The organism is Thalassotalea sp. LPB0316, assembly GCF_014898095.1.
GTDB lineage: Bacteria > Pseudomonadota > Gammaproteobacteria > Enterobacterales > Alteromonadaceae > Thalassotalea_G.
In genome coordinates this window covers 2,400,187-2,424,409 of sequence record NZ_CP062946.1, presented here as the reverse complement: position 1 = coordinate 2,424,409, position 24,223 = coordinate 2,400,187, and the positions used below count along the sequence as shown (strand labels likewise).

Below are 24,223 nucleotides of genomic sequence, written 5' to 3'. Positions count from 1 at the left end.
CTAAGAGGCTTCGTTGAGATAAGAAATTAAAGGTACACACGGCTCTATTGGCAACAAAACATCTTGAAATTGGACTACAGGTATCGCTGGCATCAAACAGTTTGTCAGTAACATAGCTTTTGCCTCGTGAAGATCTTCGACTGAAACTGTGCCAACAACAATCTTATCAAAGGCACTGATTAACTTTTGCCTCGCCAAACCATCAACGCCAGATTGCGATAATTTAGGTGTATGCCAAGTTTTTCCAATTAATACAAACAAATTACTACTCGTTGATTCGATAACATGACCAACTTCATTCAAAGCAATTAAGTAATCAAAATCGCGTTGTTGATGCTCATTTTTTAACAATACTTGTTCTAACCTGTTGAGGTGTTTAATACCGGCAAGTGTTGAGTTGATCCCTAGCCGCGTTTCAGCAATACCAAGCCTGATCCCTCGCTGTTGCCATTTTTCATAGTGCATAGGAAAAGCATTGACGAGAATAATGGTATTTGCTCGGCAATTATCTGCCCGAGCATAGGCTTTGCTATCATGGCCTGCTGATATAATCACTTTTAATACGGCAATCGAATAATCTTTTGCAATAGTTATCATCTCACTTTTAAGTGCTTGCCAATCAACCCCCTCTATTGCAAGCACCTTTGACGCTTGTTTTAAGCGTTCAAGGTGTTGCTCAAGCCAAACTATTTGACCATTACCTATCTTGGCGGTGGTAAAGATACCATCACCATAGTGTATTGTACGGTCACTGATAGGTAATTGATGAGTCGGTTGACCATTAATTGAGCAAAATAACATGTAAAACACAAAAAAGCCTAAATACTACAGCTAGTATTTAGGCTTAAGATTTTGAATTCAAGCAATTATTTACTTAATCGCTGTTGTTTTATTTAGGATCAGACCTTTTTGAACAATAAAGAGCCGTTTGTGCCACCAAAACCAAAAGAATTACACAATGCGTACTCTAGATTTACGTCACGTGCGCCATCTTTAATGAAATCGAGATCACAAGCTTCATCTTGGTTCTCAATATTAATGGTTGGCGGAACTTTACCTTCAGCGATCGCTTGCACTGTAAAGATTGCTTCAACGGCTCCGGCTGCACCTAACAAGTGCCCTGTCATCGACTTTGTCGAGCCAACCATGACATCTTTCGCGTGTTGGCCAAAAATGGTTTTCACTGCACTGGCTTCGGCAACATCACCCGCTGGTGTTGAGGTGCCATGAGCGTTGATATAACCAACTTGCTCTGCATTTATCTTGGCATCATTCAGGGCATTCGCCATTGCTTGGGCTGCACCTGCGCCATCTGGCGGCGGTGAGGTCATATGATGAGCGTCACCACTCATGCCGAAACCAATTAATTCTGCATAAATATTTGCACCACGTGCTTTAGCGTGTTCATACTCTTCTAGCACAACGACACCCGCACCATCACTTAAGACAAAACCATCTCGGTCTTTATCCCAAGGGCGTGAAGCTGTCTGCGGAGAATCATTGCGGGTCGATAATGCTCTAGCTGCAGCGAAACCACCAATTCCCAATTCTGTTGACGCTTTTTCTGCGCCACCAGCCAACATAGCATCCGCATCGCCATAGGCAATCATTCGAGCGGCGTGGCCAATATTGTGAACACCCGATGTACAGGCCGTAACAATAGCTAAGTTTGGTCCTTTCAAGCCATGCTTGATTGATAACTGACCAGCAACCATATTTAATATCGTCGATGGACAAAAGAAGGGTGAAAGCTTGCGCACACCGCCTTCAAGGTATTTTTTATGGTTTTCTTCGATTAGCGTAAGACCACCAATCCCTGAACCAATTGCCACACCAATGCGACTAGCATTTTCATCAGTAACTTCTAATCCAGCATGAGCCATTGCTTGGCTACCCGCTGCAACGCCATACTGAATGAACAAATCCATTTTTTTCGCATCTTTTCGTGAAATGCCATAATCTTCGCCGTTGAAGCCTTTTACCAGACCAGCGAATTTAGTCGAAAAGTTTGAAACATCAAAATGGTCAATATAATCAATACCGCTTTTACCAAGCAGTAAATTTTCCCACGTAGTTTGAGCAGAGTTGCCAAGTGGGGATAACATACCAAAACCGGTAACTACAACACGACGCATTGGCTGAGTTGCCTCCGATAGAGTTAAAAATTTGAAGGGTTATACGACTTGTCTTCGGATAAGGTTTACCGAAGCTAGAAACAAATCAGGCGGTTAATACCGCCTGATTCTTTAATTTTTATTGATTCGCTTTTACGTAATCAATTGCAGCTTGAACTGTAGTAATTTTCTCAGCTTCTTCGTCTGGAATCTCAGTGTCAAACTCTTCTTCTAACGCCATAACTAATTCAACTGTATCTAATGAATCAGCACCTAAGTCGTCAACGAAAGATGAATCTGCTTTTACTTCATCTTCACTCACACCTAATTGCTCAACAGTGATTTTTTTTACGCGTTCTTCAATAGTACTCATTTTGTTTCCTTTACTAGAAAATGCAATTTTTTAATTGCGGGTAGTTTATTCGTCAACAGGTGACCATGCAAGTTATTAGTTTTGCTTTTTCTTCTGGTCAAACCTGTTATTTATTGTTTTGTATAAGATTACAGCAAATCTGTTAGCTGACAAGCTACAAAACGATTAAACCATGTACATGCCACCATTGACATGCAATGTTTCGCCAGTGATGTAAGCTGCAGCATCAGATGCTAGGAAGGTTACAGCACTTGCAATCTCTTCTGGTTTACCCAAACGATTAGCAGGTACTTGAGAGAAAATCCCTTCTTTTTGCTCATCAGTTAAGGTTTGTGTCATATCCGTATCAATAAAACCAGGTGCAACAGTATTAACCGTAATGCCGCGAGATGCAACTTCTCGAGCGAGTGACTTCGTAAAGCCTATTAAACCGGCTTTAGCCGTTGCATAGTTAACCTGCCCAGCATTACCCATAGTACCGACGACAGAACCAATATTGATGATACGGCCATTGCGCTTTTTCATCATTGGGCGCAGGACATTTTTAGAAATTTTAAAAATCGACGTTAAGTTGGTGTCAATAATGTCATCCCACTCTTCATCTTTCATTCGCATAAAGATATTGTCTCGAGTGATACCAGCGTTGTTAACTAAGATATCGATACCACCAAAGCGCTCTTTGATAACTGCAAATAATGCTTCTATTGAGTCGTTTTCGGTAACGTTTAAAACAAGACCATTACCTTCACCAAGATATTCGCTGATGCGCTGTGCACCTGACTCTGAGGTTGCTGTACCTAATACTGTTGCGCCTTGTTGTTGTAATTGTGTCGCGATGGCTTTACCAATTCCGCGGCTAGCACCTGTAACTAGTGCTACTTTACCTTCTAATGAAAACATTGTTCACCTATTGTAATAATTCAATTGCTTTATCAACACTTGCATTGTCGTTAACCGACACACAAGTGATTGCTTTGTTAATGCGTTTAACTAAGCCCTGCAATACTTTACCTGGGCCTACCTCTAACATTTTTTCACAACCATGGGCAGCTAAGTGCTCCACAGTCTCAGTCCAGCGAACTGGGCTATATAATTGCTTAATCAGTGCTTGTTTGATTGCTTCAACATCACTTTCAACCCTGACGTCAACATTGTTGATCACCGAAGTTGTTGGCACGTTAAACGTCACGCTATCAAATGCTTGCGCTAATTTTTCTGCTGCATCCTTCATTAATGCACAGTGTGATGGAACGCTTACCGGTAAAGGTAATACGCGCTTTGCACCCGCTTCTTTACATAACTCGCCTGCACGCTCTACCGCTTCTTTATTGCCGGCGATAACCACTTGACCAGGTGAGTTGAAGTTGACTGCAGAAACCACTTGATCTTGGGCTGCTGCATTACACGCTTCAATAATTTTGTCGTCAGCTAAGCCAATAACTGCTGCCATCGCACCTGTACCAGCAGGTACTGACGATTGCATAAATTGTCCGCGCTGTTCAACTAATTTTACCGCATCTTCAAGCGACAATACGCCAGCACACACTAATGCTGAATACTCACCTAAACTGTGACCCGCCATAGCTGAAGGGCTAACACCGGTTTTTTCGGTGATCAAGCGATACATAGCAACGCTTGCTGTTAATAATGCAGGTTGAGTAAACTCAGTTTTGTTTAACTGTTCACTTTCATCTGTCGAAATAAGTTGCCAAACATCATAGCCTAATGCAGCTGACGCTTGTCTAAAAGTTTCTTGCACTATCGCATCGTCAGCAAAATCAGCTAACATGCCAACAGTTTGTGAACCTTGACCAGGAAACACAAATGCTAAATTATTATTCATTAACCTAACCTATTAATATTTTATGAGTGCTGAGCCCCAGGTAAAACCACTACCAAACGCTTCCATTAAAACTGTTTGGCCTTTCTGAATACGACCATCGCGAACGGCTTCGTCAAAAGCGGTAGGGATAGTTGCTGCAGAGGTATTACCGTGCTTGTCTAAGGTGACAACAACTTGATCCATCGGTAATGATAGTTTCTTAGCTGCTGCTTTAATAATGCGTAAATTTGCTTGATGAGGAACAAGCCAGTCAATTTCTGACTTATCCATGTTGTTGTGCGCTAGTGTTTCAGTAACAATTTCACTCAAACGCGTCACAGCAACTTTGAATACTTCGTTACCTTTCATATACATGTAGGCTTTTTCTTCTGTTAATGGTTCACCGCGTTTTGGCGAATCAGCGCCTAATAAATGGCCAAAATTACCATCAGCATGAAGATGTGTCGAGACAATACCCGGCTCTTCACTTGCTTCTAATATAAAAGCACCTGCCGCATCACCGAATAAAATAATTGTTGAGCGGTCTGTAGGATCACACATGTGAGAAAGCGCATCTGCACCTATCACTAGGATGCGTTTTACCATACCTGTACGAATGTATTGGTCTGCAATACTTAAGCTGTAGATAAAGCCTGAACACGCTGCTGCAACATCAAATGCAGGCACATGTGGTAAGTCTAAATATTTTTGAACGTTACAAGCTGCACTTGGTAAGTCAACATGAGAGCTGGTTGTTCCCATCACAATCATGTCAATATCGGTTGTTGCTAAGCCAGCCATTTCGAGTGCTTTTTTAGCGGCTTGTGCGCCCATATAAGCAACATTTTCATGCTCTGCGGAAATACGGCGCTCTTTGATGCCAGTACGCTCAATGATCCAATCATCTGAGGTATCAACCATCTTTTCTAAATCTGCGTTAGTACGGACTTGCGCTGGAAAATAACTTCCAGTACCAATAATTTTTGAGTACATATAAATTTTATGGCCTGTGCAATAATCTTTGCTCCAGTTTATGCTGTATTTTTTCTGGAACCTGTCTTTCTACTTCTTTTACCGCTTCCATTAGCGCGGCAAAAATAGCATGTGAATTTGCATTTCCATGGCTTTTAACCACAATGCCCCGCAATCCTATCAAACTTGCACCGTTGTACTGGTCGGGGTTCATCGATTTATACATTTTTTTTACTGGCAGCGTTAACATTTTGCTCAAAATTCGTCTAAAAAAACTACTTTCGAGATTTTGTTGTAGCTTTGTTGCCACCATGCGAGCAACCCCCTCACAAGTTTTAAGGGCAACGTTACCAACAAAGCCATCACACACAATAACATCAGCTTTGTCAGTAAAAATATCATTACCTTCAACAAAGCCGACATAGTTAATATCTGGATTTTCTTTTAACTGCAGTGCCGCTTGCTTGATGGTATCACTGCCCTTGATGTCTTCCTGACCCATGTTGAGCAGCGCAATGCGCGGATTATCAATGCCATCTACCTCTTCGGCCAGAACTGAGCCCATTAAGCCAAATTGATACAAGACATTTGAGTCACAAAACACATTCGCACCTAAATCAAGTAAAAATACATTCTTATTTGGCAAATGAGTTGGCAGTGCCGAAATTAATGCTGGTCGCTCAACACCCGGTAGTGTTTTTAATAACACATGAGCAGTGCCAAATAGCGCCCCTGTATTACCTGCGCTAACGCATGCTTGTGCTTTGCCTTCTTTGACAAGCTCAATGGCCCGTCGCATTGAAGAATCTTTCTTGTGACGAATCACATAAGCCGGTTTGTCGTCCATTTCGACAATTTGCGAACTGTGGACAAAACTAATTTGGGGATGCGCTGAAAAATGTTTCTTTTCAAGGTGTTCAGCAATAACTGAACTGTCTCCACACAGGATAAGGTGAAGATGAGGAAGATGGTTTACTGCCATTAACGCAGCAGTAAGTGTTACATGGGGGCCTTGATCGCCCCCCATAACATCTAACGCGATGGTTAGATTATTCAAAGGTCACCGCTTACTTAGCGATTACTTTAACACCTTTGTAGTAACCGTCAGCTGTTACGTGGTGACGACGGTGAGTTTCACCAGAAACTGGATCTACTGATAAGTTTTCTGCTGTTAACGCGTCGTGTGAACGGCGCATACCACGTCTTGAACGAGATTTTTTGCTCTTTTGAACTGCCATTGTGCCAAACTCCTAATATCGGTTGGTAACTAAAATATAACTACTTGAGTTGTTTCAATACGTCAAATGGGTTCGGCTTATCTAACGCTTCCGGCAATTCTCCCCAAACGCTGTCAGCAGGTGCTTTACAATCGTCTAGTTCGTGCTTCGGTATCAATGGAATCGCAAGCAAAAGCTCGTCTTCCACCAATGTGCGTAAGTTAACTTCACCATTTTCATCTAATGCTATTGCGTCATAATATGACGGTAAATCAGCCGCTGCATCTTCATTTTTAACAGGGCTAAATGAAAAATCGATTTTCAATGCCTTGTCGTATAAATCGTTACAACGCTGACAAGTTAAAGAAACTGTTGTTGAGCCGTTGCCTGATATAACTACCAGCCCCTGTTCATCAACATCAAATTTAACTTTAACTTCGACTTGACCATCTGTGTTACCACATTCGCCAAGTAACCTCTCCATTCCACTAAGTTCAAAGTAACCGTCACACTCGAGTCTACGTTGAGCGCTTTTATACGGGTCTATCGTTATTGGAAGTTTAAGATCTTTCATAAGGCGCGCATGATAAAGCGATGCTACCTTGGTGTCAAAAGAAAAATGCACTATTTGCTTTAAATTTACAAGTTAAGCCATATATTAGCATTTAACTGATTACTTTTTGTGTAGATACGATGAAAACACTTGTTTTAGGCTCAACCTCCCCATTTAGAAAAAGCTTACTAGAAAAGCTCAATGTCCCGTTTAAATGTGCTAAACCAGACATCGATGAAACCCCGTTAGAAAATGAAACATCAATCGCGCTTGTTGAACGTTTAGCGATAGAAAAAGCAAAAGCAGTCGCTGATGATTTTCCCAATGCACTTATCATCGGCTCAGATCAAGTCGCTCTACACCAAGGCGATATTTTAGGTAAACCCCACACTCGAGAAAATGCGATTGAGCAACTGATGCGCTTTAGTGGTGATAAAGTTGTTTTTCACACGGGTCTTTGTGTGTTTGATAGCGGCACTAAACAATCATATTCACTCGTAGAACCTTTTGAAGTCTACTTTAGAGAATTAACTCGCAAAGAAATAGAGGCATATGTCGACGCAGAACAACCACTAAAATGTGCCGGTAGTTTTAAAAGTGAAGGTTTAGGTATTACCTTGTTTGAAAAGTTAGTTGGAGATGATCCGAATAGCTTAATCGGCTTACCTTTGATTAAACTCCATGTTTTATTAAAAGAAGCAGGACTAGATGTGCTAGAGCATCAACGCTAGAAGGCTTAAAGGCGATAAGGCTGTAATGTACTTGCCTTATCGCATTCTGGCATTCCAGCCTTAAAGCTTAGTCAATTTTGTAAGCACATTATTTAAAGCAGGCTCGAGCGGTGCTTCAATTTTTATCCGCGCTTCTTTTTTCGGATGATAAAACTCAATACTCGCTGCATGTAAAAACAAGCGTTTTAAGCCCAAGTCTTTCATTACTCCATCAAAGTCTTCAGCGCCGTACTTTGGATCGCAAGCAATAGGATGACCTTTACACTGACAGTGAACGCGAATTTGATGGGTACGGCCAGTTACAGGAAACGCCCGAACTAAGGTTGCCCCTTGATATTGCTGTAACACTTTATAACGGGTTTCTGATTCCTTGCCATTAATGTTATCAACAATGACAACGCGCTCACCTGACTTAAGATCGTTCTTCTTCAGCCCTTCTGTCACCCGAGTTAGCTTCGTTGACCAACTGCCTTTAACTAACGCATGATAAAATTTTTGTACTTGCTTATTACGCAGTTGTTCGTGTAGATGGCGAAGTGCCGAACGCTTTTTCGCGATCACCAGACAACCTGACGTGTCTCTATCAAGGCGATGAACAAGCTCAAGCATTTTGGCTTTTGGTCGTAAAGCTCGCATCGCTTCAATCACACCAAAACTCAAACCGCTACCGCCGTGAACTGCCATTCCCGATGGTTTGTTCAAAACGATATACAAGTCATCTTCAAACAAAATTTGTTTTTCTAAATTAGCAACAACATTGAGCTGAGTTGACACGGTATCGGTTTTTTCAGAGATGCGAATTGGCGCAACGCGAATAATATCTTCATCGTTGAGTTTGTATTCTGGCTTTGTTCGTTTTTTATTTACGCGAATTTCTCCCTTGCGCAATAATCGATAGATCATGCTTTTAGGGACGCCTTTTAATGTTTTTAATAGATAATTGTCTATTCTTTGGCCGGCTTCATCACCGTCAATGGTGTAAAACCGAACTTGGGGTTTGCTACTTTCTGTCATTTCGCCATTCTAGCACATTAAAACGGAGTTTTTCGCTAAATAAATCAAGTAATTTATTGCCTTTGCGCTATAGTTAGTGGGATAATAAAAAAGTTACTAATGCAAATAAATTAGTAACTTTTAAATTACGACGCCAATTATGAACCGTAAGAGGTGAAATGCGGCACCTTAGTATGCAAACCAAGACATGCTAACGGAACGCCTGTTGTGAAGATTCAACGCTAACACATGTTGAAAAAAGCATAAACATTTTGCCCAGCGTAATGGTATTTATTAGAGATTAAACGCAGATAACTCCATTTACTTTGTGCTTATTAGAAAAACGTAACAAGTAAATGTTTGATCAAGACAGCTCTGCGTATATGCACAGCACACGCTTTGCCACATAAAGTTTAAAGATAAACAGTAAACTACTGTTTATTATGTAAAATTGACAAATTGAAATAACAGCTTATTGCGTAATATGGCGTAATAAGATTGACACCCGTGAGGCTGACAAGCTGCTGTTAACAGATAACAAATGCTTTGTGTTATAAGCACATGGTGTGCTGTGACAAAATTTAGGTCACAGAAACTATGAAACGTATGTTAATTAACGCTACGCAATCAGAAGAATTGCGCGTAGCACTAGTTGACGGCCAAAAGCTATACGATTTAGATATCGAAAGCCCAGGTCACGAACAAAAAAAAGCCAATATCTATAAAGGTAAAATTACCCGTATAGAGCCCTCATTAGAAGCAGCTTTCGTAGACTATGGTGCAGAGCGCCACGGTTTCCTACCAATGAAAGAAGTTGCTCGTGAATACTTCCCTGAAGGCTACAGCTTCCAAGGTCGCCCGAACATAAAAGACGTCTTGACCGAAGGCCAAGAAGTTATCGTTCAAATTGACAAAGAAGAACGCGGCCAAAAAGGTGCGGCCCTAACCACATTTATCTCGCTTGCTGGTAGTTATCTGGTACTGATGCCAAATAATCCTCGCGCAGGTGGTATTTCTCGTCGCATCGAAGGCGATGAGCGCAGTGAATTAAAAGCTTCATTAAGTAAGTTAGATCTGCCGAAAGGCATGGGCTTAATTGTCCGTACTGCAGGCGTTGGTAAAGACTACGAAGAGTTAGAATGGGATTTAGCCGTTTTACTTCAACACTGGAAAGCGATTGAAGAAGCAGCCGCTAGCCGCCCTGCTCCGTTTTTAATTCACCAAGAAAGTAACGTTATATTACGGGCAATTCGCGATTACTTACGTCGCGATATTGGCGAAGTACTGGTTGACCGTCCTAAGGTTTATGAGAGCGTTAAAAATCATATCTCATTAGTACGCCCTGATTTCTTAAGTAAAGTTAAGCTTTATACGAATGACGCGCCTCTTTTTACTCACTTCCAAATCGAAACGCAAATCGAATCAGCGTTTCAACGTGAGGTACGCCTACCTTCTGGTGGCTCTATTGTTATCGATCCTACTGAAGCGATGACATCAATCGATATTAACTCTGCGCGTGCTACTAAAGGTGGTGATATCGAAGAAACGGCTTTTAACACCAACTTAGAAGCAGCAGATGAAATTGCTCGTCAATTGCGCTTGCGCGACTTAGGTGGTTTAGTGGTAATTGACTTCATCGACATGACACCGGTTCGCCATCAGCGCGAAGTTGAAAACCGAATGAAAGAAGCTGTCCGTCAAGACAGAGCGCGTATTCAACTTGGCCGTATCTCTCGCTTTGGTCTATTGGAAATGTCTCGTCAACGTTTACGCCCTTCAATTGGCGAAACAAGCCAAGATGTTTGTCCTCGCTGTAACGGGACTGGACATGTTCGAGGTATCGAATCACTAGCACTGTCGGTATTGCGCTTAATGGAAGAAGAAGCCATTAAAGAAAACACACAGTATATTCAAGCCCAAGTACCTGTTCCTGTAGCTACTTACTTATTAAACGAAAAACGTCGCAGTGTCTTTCACATTGAACGCCAACACAAAGTTAATGTACTGATCATCCCTAATCCTAATATGGATACGCCACAGTACGAAGTATTGCGAGTTCGTAAAGATGAAACGGTTGCTGAAGCAAGTTATGACTTAGAATTGAAGCAAGCAAAGGTAGAAGCAGCTGTAATGCCTAAGTTTGACTCGTCAGCTGTGAAAAAAGACGAGCCTGTATTACAAGGTATGTCTGCTCCTAATCGCGCTGCAACCTCAAAACCAAAGGCAAAAGAAAGCCAAAAGCCTGCGCCTAAAAAGCAAGAAAAAGGCTTGATTGAAAAGCTAGTGTCTTGGGTTAAAGGCTTATTTGGCGAAGAAGAAAAACCAGCGAAAAAGCCTGCTCGTAAGTCACGTAGTCAAGGTGATAGCCGAGGCGACAACCGCGGCCAACGTAAACCTCGCAATCAACGTAATAAAAATCGTCGAGATCAGGGTAGCCGTGATCAAGGTAATAGAAACCAAGAAAACAAACAAACTGCTCAAGGTAATAAAAAACCGACGCGTAAACAAGAGCACAACAAAGAGCAAAAGCCAAAAGAAGAAAAAATTGCTGAACGACGCCAACGCCGTAACACGCGTAAGAAAGTACGTGTGGAGCAGCAAAACATTGACACAACTGAGTAAAACAACGAGCAAGCTAACAATCTTGAAGCTCAGCAAAAACAGCCAGCTCATAAGCCAAAAGCAAAACAAAAGCCTAAGGCACAAAAAGTTGACGATGTAACGGCTGAAGAAAATAGTAATAACGAAGAGCAAACAGCGTCTGAAAAGACAGAGCGCTCTAGAAACCGTCGCTCTCCTCGCCACCTGCGTTCACATGGCCAAAAGCGTCGTCGTACTCAAGACGACAACAAACCAACACATGTTGATGTGAACCCAGAGCAGGATGCACAAGATGCTGCTCAAGCAATTGAAGCGCGCTATCCTGAAGCTGAAAATGTGTTTGATGAAGCAACCAATAACACCGAAACTAAACCAGTACAAGTAGCAGAGCAAGTAGCGCCTGCGACGCCTGAAAAAGTTGAAGGTGCAGAAGCTAAAGATGCAGCAGCGGTAGCTGAAGAAATTCAGCAAGATTTACCCTTTGTTGAACAAGAAAAAGCTGATAGTGTTGAGCAAGAAAGCACTGATGAAACGGTAACGGTAGAACAAGTTGTTGAACGAGCTGAGCAAGCGAGCCAAGAAGTTCAGCAGGAAATCGACTTTAGCCAAACCGCAGAATCAAAAGCCACTGTCGAACAAACTGATACTGAAAGTGAACAACAAGCCGCACCAGCAGAAGTTGCAAAGGAAGCTGAACCGAAGCAAGTTGAAGTAGAAGTTGAAACTCAAAGTGCCGTGCAAGAAACCAAAACACCTGTAAACGGCTCAACAAGCTATTATGTAGCGCTGTCGAACAAAACATCTGGTAAAGCGTCAGCTCAAATGGCAAAACCAGCAGCCATTGAACTCGTTGAATCAACGTTTGAAATTGTCGCTATGCAAGCCGATGCTCGCGCAAGTGTTAAGCGCAGTGAGAAGGCTGCAGGTCGCGCATTTGCCACAAGCTCGAGTAGCGCAGGCCCGACTAAGCCGTAATCAACCGCTTATTGCTTAAAGAAAAACCGCAGTAGTTACTGCGGTTTTTTTATGCCTAGAACCAATAGACCATTATCAAATCGTCATTTTGCCAGCATTGGCGCTTAGTACTTTCGCCCCTATTCCCTTGACCTTCAATAACTCATTTAGTGTATTGAATTGACCGTGTTGCTCACGATATTCAACAATCGCCTGGGCTTTCGACTTACCAATCCCCTTCAAGCTCGATAATGCTTGAACATCAGCTTGATTAATATTAATTAAGGTTAGTGAGTCGCTTGAGTTAACAACAGGTTCAGGCTTTACAGAGTCTGCTACAGCAAATGTAGATAAACTAGCGAGTAGAATAAGCGATGCGGATAAAACGTGTTTTAACATAATAAGTTCCTTTTAATTTTGCTCGTCACTTCCATTAGTGACGATAAACCAATCCGAATAATAAATAACTCGGATTGGTATTAGGTTTAGACCCAGAAACTCATTGTGTCAAATAAGGAGAGATAATTTATCGAAGAATCGATTGATTTATATCAGCAAGGACTTTTCGAGGGTCGACTGCTTTGGTAATTGGTCGACCAATAACCAAATAATCTACACCAACATCAATGGCTTGTTTTGGTGTCATTATCCGCTTTTGATCATCGACACTGCTACCCGCTGGACGAATGCCTGGTGTTACTAGTTTAAAGTCATGACCAAGGTTTTGCTTAAGCATTTGTGCTTCCATCGCCGAACAAACAACACCATCTAACCCGCTTTGTTTAGTTAAGCTGGCTAAGCGCATCACGTGCTCCTGCGGCTCCATGTCGATACCTATACCTTGTAAATCTTCGCGAGACATACTCGTAAGTACCGTAACGGCAATAAGAAATGGCGCATCTTTGCCATAACTTTCCAACGCTATTTTGGCTTGCTCCATCATTTTCTGACCGCCACTAGCGTGCACATTGACCATCCACACACCTAAGTCTGCTGCTGCACTCACCGCTTTGGCAACGGTATTTGGGATATCGTGAAACTTCAAATCTAGGAATACATCAAAACCTTTATTGCTCAGTGTTTTAACAAATTCAGGACCAAAATGGGTAAACATCTCCTTACCAACTTTTAATCGACAATCCGTTGGCTCGATTTTATCGATAAAAGATAGCGCATCTGCTTGCTTATTAAAGTCTAAAGCAACAACAACTTTTGGATCTGTCATGTAAGGCCCTTATTCACATTAAAATTTCGCCGGCATTATACATGGAAATAACGACTAATGTTATAAGGTTGGGTGTTTAAAGTTTAAAAGTTTAAAAGTTTAATGTTTTTACCTTTAACACAAGATTCCCAATTAAAACACCTCGGGAATGACACACTGTTTTGACCTTAAAACCTTGCTACCTTAAAACCTTCCAACCTTAAAGCCTCCCAGCCTTTTTCGTATATTTTTTGTTATTCGCCTTCTAGGCCTCTAACAGGCTTTAGTTGCTCCCATTCATGGCACGATGGGCATGACCAGTAATGGGTTGAACTGTTAAAGCCACAGTTTCGACAACTGTAACGCGGCTTGACTTTAAGGTACTCAGATACCAGCTCTCTAATCACTTTTAAGCTCTCTGATTCTTGCGGCGTGTTATTAGCACTCAATTGCATTTTAACAAAATGCCTGAAACCACGAATAGTCGAGCGGCGTTTCATCGCCGTTAAAATAAATTGATTTGCTTGATCAACCTTACCTTGCGCAATAAGGAGATCAACATATTTAATTAATGCAGAGGTTGAGCCTGTTTCGCTATACACTTTCTTAATAAAGTCGAAAAATGCTGCTTGATCATTGTTTTGCTCGAAACAAAACTCAAGCTTATCGATAACTTCAGGAAAAAATTCGGTGTCTTGCTGATAAATTTCCATATAACAATTGATCGCGTGATCATATTGTTCATTTTGCTCATAAACTTCAGCCATTAAGCAGTTAGCACGGCAAGATTTGTTATCTAATTCCAGTGCTTTTTCAAGTAACTCAATAACTTCGATGTTATCGTCATCGGATCGGGCTTGCATGGCTAATTCACAATAAAAATTCGCCAATACGTGTAATAATTTTTTATCATTAGACTTAATGATATTTTTTTCTAGCGTAATGCCCTTTTGCCAATCTTTAGTTGATTGATAAATCTGTAACAAATAAGACAGTGCTTTGAGTTCGTAATGCTTAGACTTGAGTAAGCGAACAAACATTGCTTCGGCACGATCAAACAACCCTGCACTGAAAAAGTCTTTACCGAGCTCAAATGCTGCTTTTCGTTTAGCCGAATCAGGTAAATATTTATGGCGCACTAAATGCTCGTGAACTTTTAGTGCACGATCAAGCTCACCACGCTTGCGAAATAAATTCGCCATTGCAAAGTGTGCATCAATTGACTCATCTTCGACCTGAAGTGTTTCAATTAAATGCGCGATTGCTTTATCTTGCTGGTTAGATAGTAGGTAGTTAATACCTTGTGAATATTTTTTGGATAGGTCAGCTTTAGCAGTTTGATCATTCTGCTTAATACTATTTCGCCCCATATACCAGCCATAAGCTGCCGCTACTGGTAACAAGAGAAATAAAAGCTCTAGCATGTAAAACCTAACCCTATACTACTTCGAACGTTTCTTCATATGGCTTAATAAACGCCACAATACTGTGGTAAATATGCCGAGTAAAAAACCGATAAATGTAAACAAACTCACTGCGCTGGCAATTGACATTTCAGTACGAGCAACAAAATAATTTAAAGTAATCATACCGTTGTTCTGGCTACCGAATGCAAAGGCGACCACCAACAAAGCAAATAATATAAGTAATGTTATCACTAAACGCATCAAATTTTCCTTTTGATCTACGAAAAAAAACGGCACGCTAAAGCATGCCGTTTTTAAGAAATTCTATACCATTAAGCTAATGAGGCGTTTACGCGTTCGCGTAATTCTTTACCAGGTTTAAAATGAGGAACATATTTACCTGTTAATTCTACCGACTCACCTGTCTTAGGGTTTCTACCAACTCGCGGCGCTCGATAATGCAATGAAAAGCTACCAAACCCTCTAATTTCAATACGCTCACCTTTTGATAGGGTTTGCGCCATCATTTCCAAAATTTCTTTGATAGATGACTCTACCTCTTTTGGTGATAAATGAGTTAATGAGTCTGTCAATTTTTCAATAAGTTCTGATTTGGTCATCATGACCCTCCAGTGCTAATCTAAGTGCCCAAAATGGTAAAAGAGAGAGCGTATTGCTCTCTCTATCGACTAACTATTAACCTTTAGCGTTTTTAAATGCTTCAGCCATTGCATTAGCAAAGCCAGCATCATCAGCTTGGTTTAAGTTGTCCATTGCTTGACGCTCGTCAGCTTGGTCTTTCGCTTTGATTGATAAGCTTACAGTGCGGTTCTTACGATCAACACCAACAAACTTAGCTTCAACACTATCACCAACGCTTAACTCAGTTGTTGCGTCTTCAACACGTTCACGAGAGATGTCAGCTACACGGATGTAACCTTCAACGCCTTCTGCTAATTCAATCTTAGCACCTTTCGCGTCAACTTCAACTACTGTACCAGTAACGATTGCACCTTTCTTAGTTTCAGTTGTGTAGTTGTTAAACGGATCGTCTTCAGTTTGCTTAACGCCTAATGAGATACGCTCGCGCTCTGGGTCAACTTGTAATACCACAGCTGAGATTTCATCACCTTTCTTGTAATCACGAACAGCTTCTTCGCCGCCGTTCCAAGAAATGTCAGATAAGTGAACTAAACCGTCGATACCACCGTCAAGACCGATGAAGATACCGAAGTCAGTGATTGACTTGATCTTACCAGAAACTTTGTCACCTTTGTTGAAGTTCTTAGCAAACTCTTCCCATGGGTTCGGGATACATTGCTTAAGACCTAATGAAATACGACGACGTTCTTCGTCAATTTCAAGAACCATAACTTCAACTTCGTCACCTAAGTTAACAACTTTAGATGGGTGGATGTTCTTGTTAGTCCAATCCATTTCAGAAACGTGAACTAAACCTTCAACGCCTTCTTGGATTTCAACGAAACAACCGTAGTCAGTTAAGTTAGTCACACGACCTGTTAACTTAGCGCCTTCAGGGTAACGGTTAGCAATTGCTACCCATGGATCTTCGCCTAATTGCTTCATACCTAATGAAACACGAGTACGCTCACGGTCGAATTTAAGTACTTTAACTTGAATCTCGTCACCAACGTTAACGATTTCACTTGGGTGCTTAACACGCTTCCAAGCCATGTCAGTGATGTGAAGAAGACCATCGATACCGCCTAAGTCTACGAATGCACCGTAGTCTGTTAAGTTCTTAACGATACCTTTAACTTCTTGACCTTCTTGTAGAGACTCTAATAATGCATCGCGTTCTACACTGCTTTCTGATTCGATAACAGCACGACGAGAAACAACAACGTTATTACGCTTTTGATCAAGCTTAATAACTTTGAATTCTAAATCTTTACCTTCAAGGTGTGCAGTGTCACGTACTGGACGTACATCTACTAATGAACCTGGTAAGAAAGCACGAATATTGCTAACTTCAACTGTGAAGCCGCCTTTAACTTTACCGTTGATAACACCGATAACAGTTTCTTTTTCTTCGTAAGCTTTTTCAAGAACTTGCCAAGCTTCGTGACGTTTTGCTTTTTCACGAGAAAGTACAGTTTCACCGAAACCGTCATCTGTTGCATCTAATGCTACGTCAATTTCGTCACCAACATTAATTTCAACTTCACCAGCTGAGTTTTTGAATTGGTCAATTGAGATAACAGACTCTGATTTTAAGCCAGCATCAACTAAAACGTTGTCTTTGTTGATCTGTACTACAGTACCCTTGATGATTGAACCAGGGCGTGTTTCGATTTCTTTTAAACTTTCTTCGAAAAGTTGTGCAAAATTTTCAGTCATAATGTTTTATGAACTCTAATATAGTTAACCAATCAACATCATTGTTTCATGGGGTTGTTAATAAAACTCAAAGCATCCTTACCTCAAGTAAAAAATAATTACGCTAATTTCTCGTTGACGAATGTCAACATTCTAGCGACCACTTCGTCAATAGAAAGCTCAGTAGAATCAATAATTAACGCATCCTCGGCAGGCACCAATGGCGCGACTTTGCGGTTCTGATCGCGCTCGTCACGAGCTTTAATGTCTTCCAAAAGGCGCCCGATATTAACATCAAAGCCTTTGTCTTTCAACTGTTGAAAACGTCTTTGTGCGCGTTCTTCTGCGCTGGCCGTCAGAAATATTTTTACGGGTGCATCGGTAAAGACCACAGTGCCCATATCACGGCCATCTGCCACGAGGCCCGGTAAGGTTCTAAATGCGCGTTGTCGGCGTAATAACGCTTCACGAATACGTGGGAAGGCAGCGATTTTAGACGCTAACTCGCCAACTTCTTCAAGGCGAATGGTTTTGGTGACATCTTCACCCTCAAGTACCACTTTGACTTTGTCGCCATTGACCTCAAACTGAACATCGAGATGCGTCGCAATTGGAATGAGCGGCTCTTCTTCTTCAACGCTAATTTGATGATGTTGAGTTGCGACCGCCAATACGCGGTAGATAGCGCCACTATCTAATAAATGCCAGCCTAGCTGCTCTGCGACGATTTTTGCAGCTGTCCCTTTACCTGCGCCACTTGGGCCATCAATGGTGATAACTGGAACGCTTTCCTGCATACATTTCTCTCCTAATGCCGAAAATTCGGCGCATTATACGGTATTTATTTGGCAAAATCTCGACATTATGCCAATTTCAATATTCTGTAACAAAATAAACGCGAGTAATCAGAAATAAAAAAAGGTCAAGCATTGTTAGAGCTTAACCTTTAATAGCCTGTGCTAGCGATTAATTTTCTAGTACGAGACTTGCGCTAATTTATCGAAATAATCTGGAAAGGTTTTCGCTGTACAATCAGGATCATTGATTGTAACAGGTGTATCACTTAAGGCGACGAGTGAAAAGCACATCGCCACGCGGTGATCGTTGTAAGTATCAATATTAGCGTGATTCAAAGTTTTAGGTGGTGTTACTGAAATATAGTCCTCACCTTCCTCCACTGTTGCCCCAACCTTTCGCAACTCAGTTGCCATCGCGTGTAAACGGTCAGTTTCTTTTACTCGCCAGTTGTAGATGTTGCGAATGCTTGTTGTACCAGTAGCAAACAATGCAGTTGTTGCGATCGTCATGGCAGCATCAGGGATGTGATTCATATCCATATCAACGGCGGTCAATGGTTTGCCTTTTACGGTAATCGACTCATCGTGCCAAATCACCTCTGCCCCCATTTTTTCCAATACATCGGCAAAGTGCTTATCGCCTTGAACGCTGAGTTTGCCCACGCCATGAACGGTTATTTCGCCACCTTTGATTGCACCGGCAGCGAGAAAATAAGATGCTGATGATGCATCCCCCTCCACCATGTACTTGTCTTGTGCACGATAAGATTGATTGCCTTTGACAAAAAACGACTGGTAATTATTGTTTTTCACTTCGACCCCAAAGCGCGCCATAATATTTAGCGTGATATCAATATAGGGTTTAGAGACTAACTCACCTTCGATCACAATCTCAGTGTCGGAAGCTAATAGCGGTGCGACCATCAAGATAGCCGTTAAAAACTGGCTTGAAATAGAGCCATCAATCGAGACTATTTCGCCACCTAATTTACTGCCAATGATCTTTACTGGTGGGTAGTCTTGGTTTTCCAAGTAACTGATGTTGGCATTTAACTGGTTCAGCGCATCAACCAAATGACCAATTGGCCTTTCTTTCATGCGAGGTTCTCCCGTTAATATGAATTCGCCTTGGCTTGCTGCCAACGCGGCACATAAAGGGCGCATTGCTGTGCCAGCGTTACCTAAATACAACTCAACAGGTGCATCAACGCTAAATAGGCCGTTATTGCCAACAACCGTGCATTCAGTACCACAATCACTTATTGTGTACTCGACACCTAGTAACTTAAGTGCATTCAACATATGATTGATGTCATCACTCACTAACAGGTTAGTAATTTTTGTGGTGCCATGTGCTAATGCGGCGATAAGTAAGGCACGGTTAGACAAGCTTTTTGAGCCAGGTAAAAACACTTCTCCATCAATCTTTCTAATTGGCTGTAATGTTAATTGCTTCACCTTATTTGTTCTCCTGCTCAAATCTACTCATAAACCTAATCAATGCTTCAACACCAGCTAAAGGCATGGCATTGTATATACTCGCACGCATGCCACCGACGCTGCGATGGCCTTCTAAAGCCAGTAAACCATTTTCTTGTGCTTGGCTCAAAAACGCACTATTTAGTGACTCGTCTTTTAACCAAAACGGTACATTCATTCGACTGCGATTTTGCTTGTTTACCCGGTTGATATAAAAATCGCTTTGATCAATAAACTGATATAGTTTTTCGGCTTTTTCAATATTGGTTTGTTCTATTTTGTCAACGCCTCCAAGCGCTTTTAACCATTGAAATACCAAGCCTGCTAAATACCATGCGTAAGTTGGTGGCGTGTTAAACATTGATTCTTTAGCTGCAGTGATGGTGTAGTCAAGCACTGCCGGTGTGGTTTTACGGGCGTTACCCAACAAGTCATCACGCACTATCACTAGCGTTAAGCCAGATGGGCCAATGTTTTTCTGAGCCCCCGCGTAAATAACACCAAATTTACTGACATCGATTGGCCTTGAAAGTATGGTTGAAGACATGTCAGCCACTAACGGAATGCCTTTAGTATCGGGGATCTCAAACATTTCAATACCGTCAACAGTTTCATTCGGACAATAATGAACATAGGCTGCGTTCGGGTCTAAATCCCAAGTGTTAACGTCTGTTACTTGTTGCTGGCCACTAACTTCTTCGACAGCGTTAATGATCCGAATATCGCCATAATGCTCTGCTTCTGCTACTGCCGCTTTTGACCAGGAACCCGTCACGATATAGTCAGCACTTTTGCCTTTAGGTAAGAGGTTTAATGGCACAGCAGAAAACTGACCACGGCCACCGCCATGACAGAACAAGACTTTGTAATTATCAGGAATATTTAACAGTTCGCGCAGATCACGCTCTGCATTAGTTGCTACCTCAATAAACTCTGTACTGCGATGGCTAATTTCCATCACAGAAACACCAAGATTTTGCCAATTAACCAGCTCTTGCTGTGCTTGTGCCATTACTGGCGTTGGCAACATCGCAGGGCCGGCACAAAAGTTAAATACACCAGACATTTATTATTTCCTTTATATGTAAACGTTACTCCAAAGAGTAACTTCTCGTCATTCCAAGGAGCGTAGCGAGCATGGAATCTCGGAGTAATTATCACTTAACCGTTAGCAGAACCCACACAAACTATTGGGCGATTACGGCATTTGTCAGCAAAAAAAATGGGCGGATAAACCGCCCATCTTTATTTTATTATTAGGCGCTTAGGCGTCGCCTTCTGCAGAATCATCTGCTGAAGCTTGTGGCGCAGTTGTATCTGTTGCGTCTTCCGCATCAGTTACTTGTTCAACTTCACCTTCGATAACTTCATCAGTTTCTTCGATTTCGTCAATGCGTTGAAGCGCAACAACATGCTCATCATCTGCAGTGCGAATTAAACGAACACCTTGAGTGTTACGTCCAATCACGCTCACTTCATTGACACGAGTACGAACTAAGGTACCGCTATCAGTGATCATCATGATTTCATCGTTTTCTTCAACCTGTACGGCGCCAACCACCTTACCGTTACGCTCACTCACTTTGATTGAAACAACGCCCTTAGTCGCTCGACTCTTCGCGGGGTACTCTTCAATTGCAGTGCGTTTACCGTAACCGTTTTCAGTGACAGTTAGAATCGGGCCTTCGTTTTTAGGCACAATTAGTGATACCACTTTTTGGCCTTCTTCTAGGTTAATACCACGAACACCCGTTGCTGTGCGTCCCATAGGACGCAGTGCTAATAGCTCTTCGCCGGTTTCAGGATCAAGTTTTACTGCACCAGTTTCACTATCGCGTTGTTTCTCGTTAAAGCGCACAACTTTACCTTCGTCTGAGAATAACATGATGTCATTTTCACCATTGGTGATATCGACACCAATTAACGTATCGTCATCGCGAAGGTTTAAGGCAATAATACCGTTAGCTCTTTGGTTAGAGTACGCGGTCAGTGGTGTTTTCTTCACTGTACCCGAAGCCGTTGCCATAATAATGTACTTGTCTTCTTCGTATTCGCGTACTGGTAAAATTGCAGTAATACGCTCATCTGCTTCTAGTGGCAATAAGTTAACTATCGGACGACCACGAGCCGTGCGACTTGCCAATGGCAACTGGTAAACTTTTAACCAGTACAATTTACCGCGATTAGAGAAACACAAAATGGTATCATGGGTATTGGCAACCAATAGACGTTCTATGAAATCTTCATCTTTCATCTTAGTCGCTGCCTTACCTTTACCACCGCGACGTTGCGCTTCGTAATCTGATAACGCTTGGTACTTAACGTAACCTTCATGAGAAAGTGTCACTACGACATCTTCTTCATTAATCAAGTCTTCTAATGAAATGTCATGAGAAGCAGAAGTAATTTCTGTACGGCGTTCATCGCCAAAGTCGGCTTTGATCACTTCGAGCTCTTCTTTGATCACTTCCATTAAGCGCGCAGGGCTTGCAAGAATATGCAATAGCTCTGCAATCAAGTCTAATAACTCTTTGTACTCGCTTAGAATCTTTTCATGTTCCATACCTGACAACTTGTATAGTTGTAGGTCAACAATCGCTTTAGCTTGCTCAGGTGTTAAATAGTATAAACCATCGCGAATACCGTACTGTGGCTCTAACCATTCAGGGCGCGCAGCATCGTTACCGGCAGCTTCAAGCATGCCTTGTACATTACCTAAAGCCCAGCCTTGAGAAATTAACTTCTCTTCCGCTTCTTTGCGGTTTGCTGAGCTTTTAACTAATTCGATTACCGGGTCGATATTGGCTAAAGCAATAGATAAGCCTTCTAAAATGTGGGCTCTGTCACGTGCTTTTCGCAATTCGAAAATAGTACGGCGAGTAACAACTTCACGGCGATGAAGTAAAAATGCTTCGAGCATTTCTTTTAGGTTAAACAACTTAGGTTGGCCATCTGCTAGCGCTACCATGTTTAAGCCAAAAGAAACTTGCATTTGCGTTAATTTGTATAAGTTGTTTAAGACAACTTCACCAACGTCACCGCGTTTTACTTCGATAACCATACGCATACCGTCTTTATCAGACTCGTCGCGCAGGGCTGAAATACCTTCAAGGCGTTTTTCTTTTACTAACTCCGCCATTTTTTCAATAAGGCGAGCTTTGTTAACTTGATAAGGTAATTCGTGAACCACGATAGTTTCTTTGCCCGTGCTTTCATTCACTTCAATTTCAGCACGAGCTCTGATCTTAATTTTACCACGGCCTGTTTTATAAGCCTCAACAATACCGGCCTTACCACTGATAATACCTTCCGTTGGGAAATCAGGGCCCGGAATATATTCCATTAGCTCATCTATCGTTAATTCATCATTATCGATAAGCGCTAAACAGCCGTTAATCACTTCCGTTAAATTGTGCGGCGGAATATTAGTTGCCATACCTACTGCGATACCAGAAGTACCATTTACCAACAGGTTGGGAATGCGGGTTGGCATGACTGCAGGAATTTGTTCGGTGCCGTCATAGTTAGGTACAAAGTCGACAGTTTCTTTTTCGAGATCAGCCAAAATTGAATGAGAAATTTTCGCCATTCTAATTTCGGTATAACGCATCGCAGCGGCTGAGTCACCGTCTACTGAACCGAAGTTACCTTGGCCGTCAACCAACATGTAACGCAGTGAAAACGGCTGTGCCATACGCACAATAGTATCGTAAACTGCTGTGTCACCATGCGGGTGATATTTACCGATTACGTCGCCGACTACACGAGCTGATTTTTTATATGGTTTATTGTAATCGTTACCGAGTACATTCATCGCATACAGCACGCGTCTATGTACTGGTTTTAAGCCGTCACGTACATCTGGTAACGCACGACCAACAATTACACTCATTGCATAGTCTAGATATGAACTTTTTAGTTCATCTTCTATATTGACTGGAACAATCTCTTTTGCCAGATCGGTCATAAATAGATGGTATCCCTAAATACTGAAAAATTTCGAAATTTTTATAATTTTATGTGGTGTGAATGTTAACACAAAAAAGTGTAAAGCCACACTCAAAATAGACAACCATTTTGTACTGGATTAGCGCGTATTTCAAGCCTCTATTTAAACCCCTATGAATTACGCCTAACCATATGAATTTAAACAATTAAAACAAACACTAATTTTTCCTAAAAATTTAAAGATTGTAAATAATAAAAATAATGGTTCAAAAATCAATCAAAGCCACTAAATCTTTAGGTTTCACAGCGTCATATTTACCCTGATTACAACCTGAAACACCAAGGTATCAAAGAAACACAAACGGGTTAAGTATTTTCTCTAAAATCACTTAATCGATTCAATAACCCCCAATGGACTCAAAGTGAGTGAATTAAATCATCAACAGCTAGTAACCGTCATTTATTACGAAGAAGCATCGCTAGTGATCAAACACGATATAAAAACATTTAAGGTTTCACCAAATGGCCGTATTGTCTTGCCTGAGTGCTATAAAGAGGGAAAATCAGTGATTGCGGTATGTGAAGGAAAAATTAATGTGCTAAATAAGGTTGGTGACAGAATCCTGCCAAATGATGCGACTAACATGCAAGGTCAAGCACTTGCTTCATGTCACTAGAAGTCTCATTAGCCCTTATTGAGTTCGAGTAGCAACAGCGCC

Annotated in this window: 22 protein-coding genes and 1 pseudogene; 3 read left to right on the top strand and 20 right to left on the bottom strand. The window is 41.6% G+C overall.

The window, feature by feature from the left end; all coding sequences use genetic code 11:
• The 9 genes from pabC to yceD all read right to left on the bottom strand — a co-directional run bounded on the left by pabC (window position 1) and on the right by yceD (window position 7,072).
• The gene (gene pabC / locus LP316_RS10790; RefSeq protein WP_193021097.1) at window positions 1-801 is read right to left on the bottom strand and encodes an aminodeoxychorismate lyase; all 801 of its coding nucleotides are present in this window, start codon (window positions 799-801) and stop codon (window positions 1-3) included.
• A 98-nt stretch (window positions 802-899) separates the two neighbouring features.
• Entirely contained in the window at window positions 900-2,135 is a 1,236-nt protein-coding gene (gene fabF, locus LP316_RS10785; RefSeq protein WP_193021095.1) for a beta-ketoacyl-ACP synthase II, read from the bottom strand.
• Between the two features lie 118 nt (window positions 2,136-2,253).
• Window positions 2,254-2,487: an acyl carrier protein gene (acpP, locus tag LP316_RS10780; protein WP_193021092.1), complete on the bottom strand. Its 234-nt coding sequence runs from the start codon at window positions 2,485-2,487 to the stop codon at window positions 2,254-2,256.
• Window positions 2,488-2,652: 165 nt separating this feature from the next.
• Window positions 2,653-3,387: a 3-oxoacyl-ACP reductase FabG gene (gene fabG, locus LP316_RS10775; RefSeq protein WP_193021090.1), complete on the bottom strand. Its 735-nt coding sequence runs from the start codon at window positions 3,385-3,387 to the stop codon at window positions 2,653-2,655.
• 7 nt (window positions 3,388-3,394) lie between these two features.
• Complete coding sequence (gene fabD, locus LP316_RS10770) at window positions 3,395-4,330, bottom strand: ACP S-malonyltransferase (RefSeq protein WP_193021087.1); 936 nt, start codon at window positions 4,328-4,330, stop codon at window positions 3,395-3,397.
• Between the two features lie 12 nt (window positions 4,331-4,342).
• A complete protein-coding gene (locus LP316_RS10765; RefSeq protein WP_193021084.1) occupies window positions 4,343-5,302 on the bottom strand; it encodes a beta-ketoacyl-ACP synthase III in 960 nt (319 codons plus the stop codon).
• A 7-nt stretch (window positions 5,303-5,309) separates the two neighbouring features.
• The gene (gene plsX, locus LP316_RS10760; RefSeq protein WP_413470677.1) at window positions 5,310-6,308 is read right to left on the bottom strand and encodes a phosphate acyltransferase PlsX; all 999 of its coding nucleotides are present in this window, start codon (window positions 6,306-6,308) and stop codon (window positions 5,310-5,312) included.
• Window positions 6,309-6,348: 40 nt separating this feature from the next.
• The gene (gene rpmF, locus LP316_RS10755; protein ID WP_193021079.1) at window positions 6,349-6,519 is read right to left on the bottom strand and encodes a 50S ribosomal protein L32; all 171 of its coding nucleotides are present in this window, start codon (window positions 6,517-6,519) and stop codon (window positions 6,349-6,351) included.
• 40 nt (window positions 6,520-6,559) lie between these two features.
• Window positions 6,560-7,072 (bottom strand): 23S rRNA accumulation protein YceD, encoded by a 513-nt coding sequence (gene yceD, locus LP316_RS10750; protein WP_193021077.1) that lies wholly within the window; start codon window positions 7,070-7,072, stop codon window positions 6,560-6,562.
• A gap of 119 nt (window positions 7,073-7,191) precedes the next feature.
• Between yceD and LP316_RS10745 the strand changes: the two genes are divergently transcribed.
• Window positions 7,192-7,782, top strand: a complete 591-nt coding sequence (locus LP316_RS10745) for a Maf family protein (protein ID WP_193021075.1) — start codon at window positions 7,192-7,194, stop codon at window positions 7,780-7,782.
• Window positions 7,783-7,842: 60 nt separating this feature from the next.
• Here the strand turns inward: LP316_RS10745 and rluC are convergent, their stop codons facing one another.
• Complete coding sequence (gene rluC / locus LP316_RS10740) at window positions 7,843-8,796, bottom strand: 23S rRNA pseudouridine(955/2504/2580) synthase RluC (protein WP_193021073.1); 954 nt, start codon at window positions 8,794-8,796, stop codon at window positions 7,843-7,845.
• A gap of 576 nt (window positions 8,797-9,372) precedes the next feature.
• Between rluC and rne the strand changes: the two are divergent.
• Window positions 9,373-12,351: pseudogene (gene rne, locus LP316_RS10735) on the top strand (ribonuclease E).
• A 75-nt stretch (window positions 12,352-12,426) separates the two neighbouring features.
• Here the strand turns inward: rne and LP316_RS10730 are convergent.
• From LP316_RS10730 to gyrA, 10 genes are all read right to left on the bottom strand, one after another.
• The gene (locus tag LP316_RS10730) at window positions 12,427-12,729 is read right to left on the bottom strand and encodes a ComEA family DNA-binding protein (RefSeq protein WP_193021071.1); all 303 of its coding nucleotides are present in this window, start codon (window positions 12,727-12,729) and stop codon (window positions 12,427-12,429) included.
• A 127-nt stretch (window positions 12,730-12,856) separates the two neighbouring features.
• Window positions 12,857-13,555 carry an orotidine-5'-phosphate decarboxylase gene (pyrF, locus tag LP316_RS10725; RefSeq protein ID WP_193021069.1) on the bottom strand — a complete coding sequence of 233 codons (699 nt, stop codon included), beginning with the start codon at window positions 13,553-13,555 and terminating at the stop codon, window positions 12,857-12,859.
• Between the two features lie 233 nt (window positions 13,556-13,788).
• The gene (lapB, locus tag LP316_RS10720; protein WP_193021067.1) at window positions 13,789-14,958 is read right to left on the bottom strand and encodes a lipopolysaccharide assembly protein LapB; all 1,170 of its coding nucleotides are present in this window, start codon (window positions 14,956-14,958) and stop codon (window positions 13,789-13,791) included.
• Between the two features lie 18 nt (window positions 14,959-14,976).
• A complete protein-coding gene (locus LP316_RS10715) occupies window positions 14,977-15,201 on the bottom strand; it encodes a lipopolysaccharide assembly protein LapA domain-containing protein (protein WP_193021065.1) in 225 nt (74 codons plus the stop codon).
• Window positions 15,202-15,272: 71 nt separating this feature from the next.
• Complete coding sequence (gene ihfB / locus LP316_RS10710; protein WP_193021063.1) at window positions 15,273-15,560, bottom strand: integration host factor subunit beta; 288 nt, start codon at window positions 15,558-15,560, stop codon at window positions 15,273-15,275.
• Between the two features lie 76 nt (window positions 15,561-15,636).
• Window positions 15,637-17,301 carry a 30S ribosomal protein S1 gene (gene rpsA / locus LP316_RS10705; protein ID WP_193021061.1) on the bottom strand — a complete coding sequence of 555 codons (1,665 nt, stop codon included), beginning with the start codon at window positions 17,299-17,301 and terminating at the stop codon, window positions 15,637-15,639.
• Window positions 17,302-17,399: 98 nt separating this feature from the next.
• On the bottom strand, window positions 17,400-18,077 hold the full coding sequence (cmk, locus tag LP316_RS10700; RefSeq protein WP_193021059.1) for a (d)CMP kinase: 678 nt from the start codon (window positions 18,075-18,077) through the stop codon (window positions 17,400-17,402).
• Between the two features lie 177 nt (window positions 18,078-18,254).
• Window positions 18,255-19,535 (bottom strand): 3-phosphoshikimate 1-carboxyvinyltransferase, encoded by a 1,281-nt coding sequence (gene aroA, locus LP316_RS10695; protein ID WP_193021057.1) that lies wholly within the window; start codon window positions 19,533-19,535, stop codon window positions 18,255-18,257.
• A 1-nt stretch (window position 19,536) separates the two neighbouring features.
• Window positions 19,537-20,622 (bottom strand): 3-phosphoserine/phosphohydroxythreonine transaminase, encoded by a 1,086-nt coding sequence (gene serC / locus LP316_RS10690; protein WP_193021055.1) that lies wholly within the window; start codon window positions 20,620-20,622, stop codon window positions 19,537-19,539.
• Between the two features lie 198 nt (window positions 20,623-20,820).
• A complete protein-coding gene (gene gyrA / locus LP316_RS10685) occupies window positions 20,821-23,523 on the bottom strand; it encodes a DNA topoisomerase (ATP-hydrolyzing) subunit A (RefSeq protein WP_193021053.1) in 2,703 nt (900 codons plus the stop codon).
• Window positions 23,524-23,926: 403 nt separating this feature from the next.
• On the opposite strand from gyrA, the gene LP316_RS10680 reads away from it, so the two are divergent.
• Window positions 23,927-24,181, top strand: a complete 255-nt coding sequence (locus tag LP316_RS10680; protein ID WP_193021051.1) for a TIGR02922 family protein — start codon at window positions 23,927-23,929, stop codon at window positions 24,179-24,181.
• Window positions 24,182-24,223: the final 42 nt, after the last annotated feature.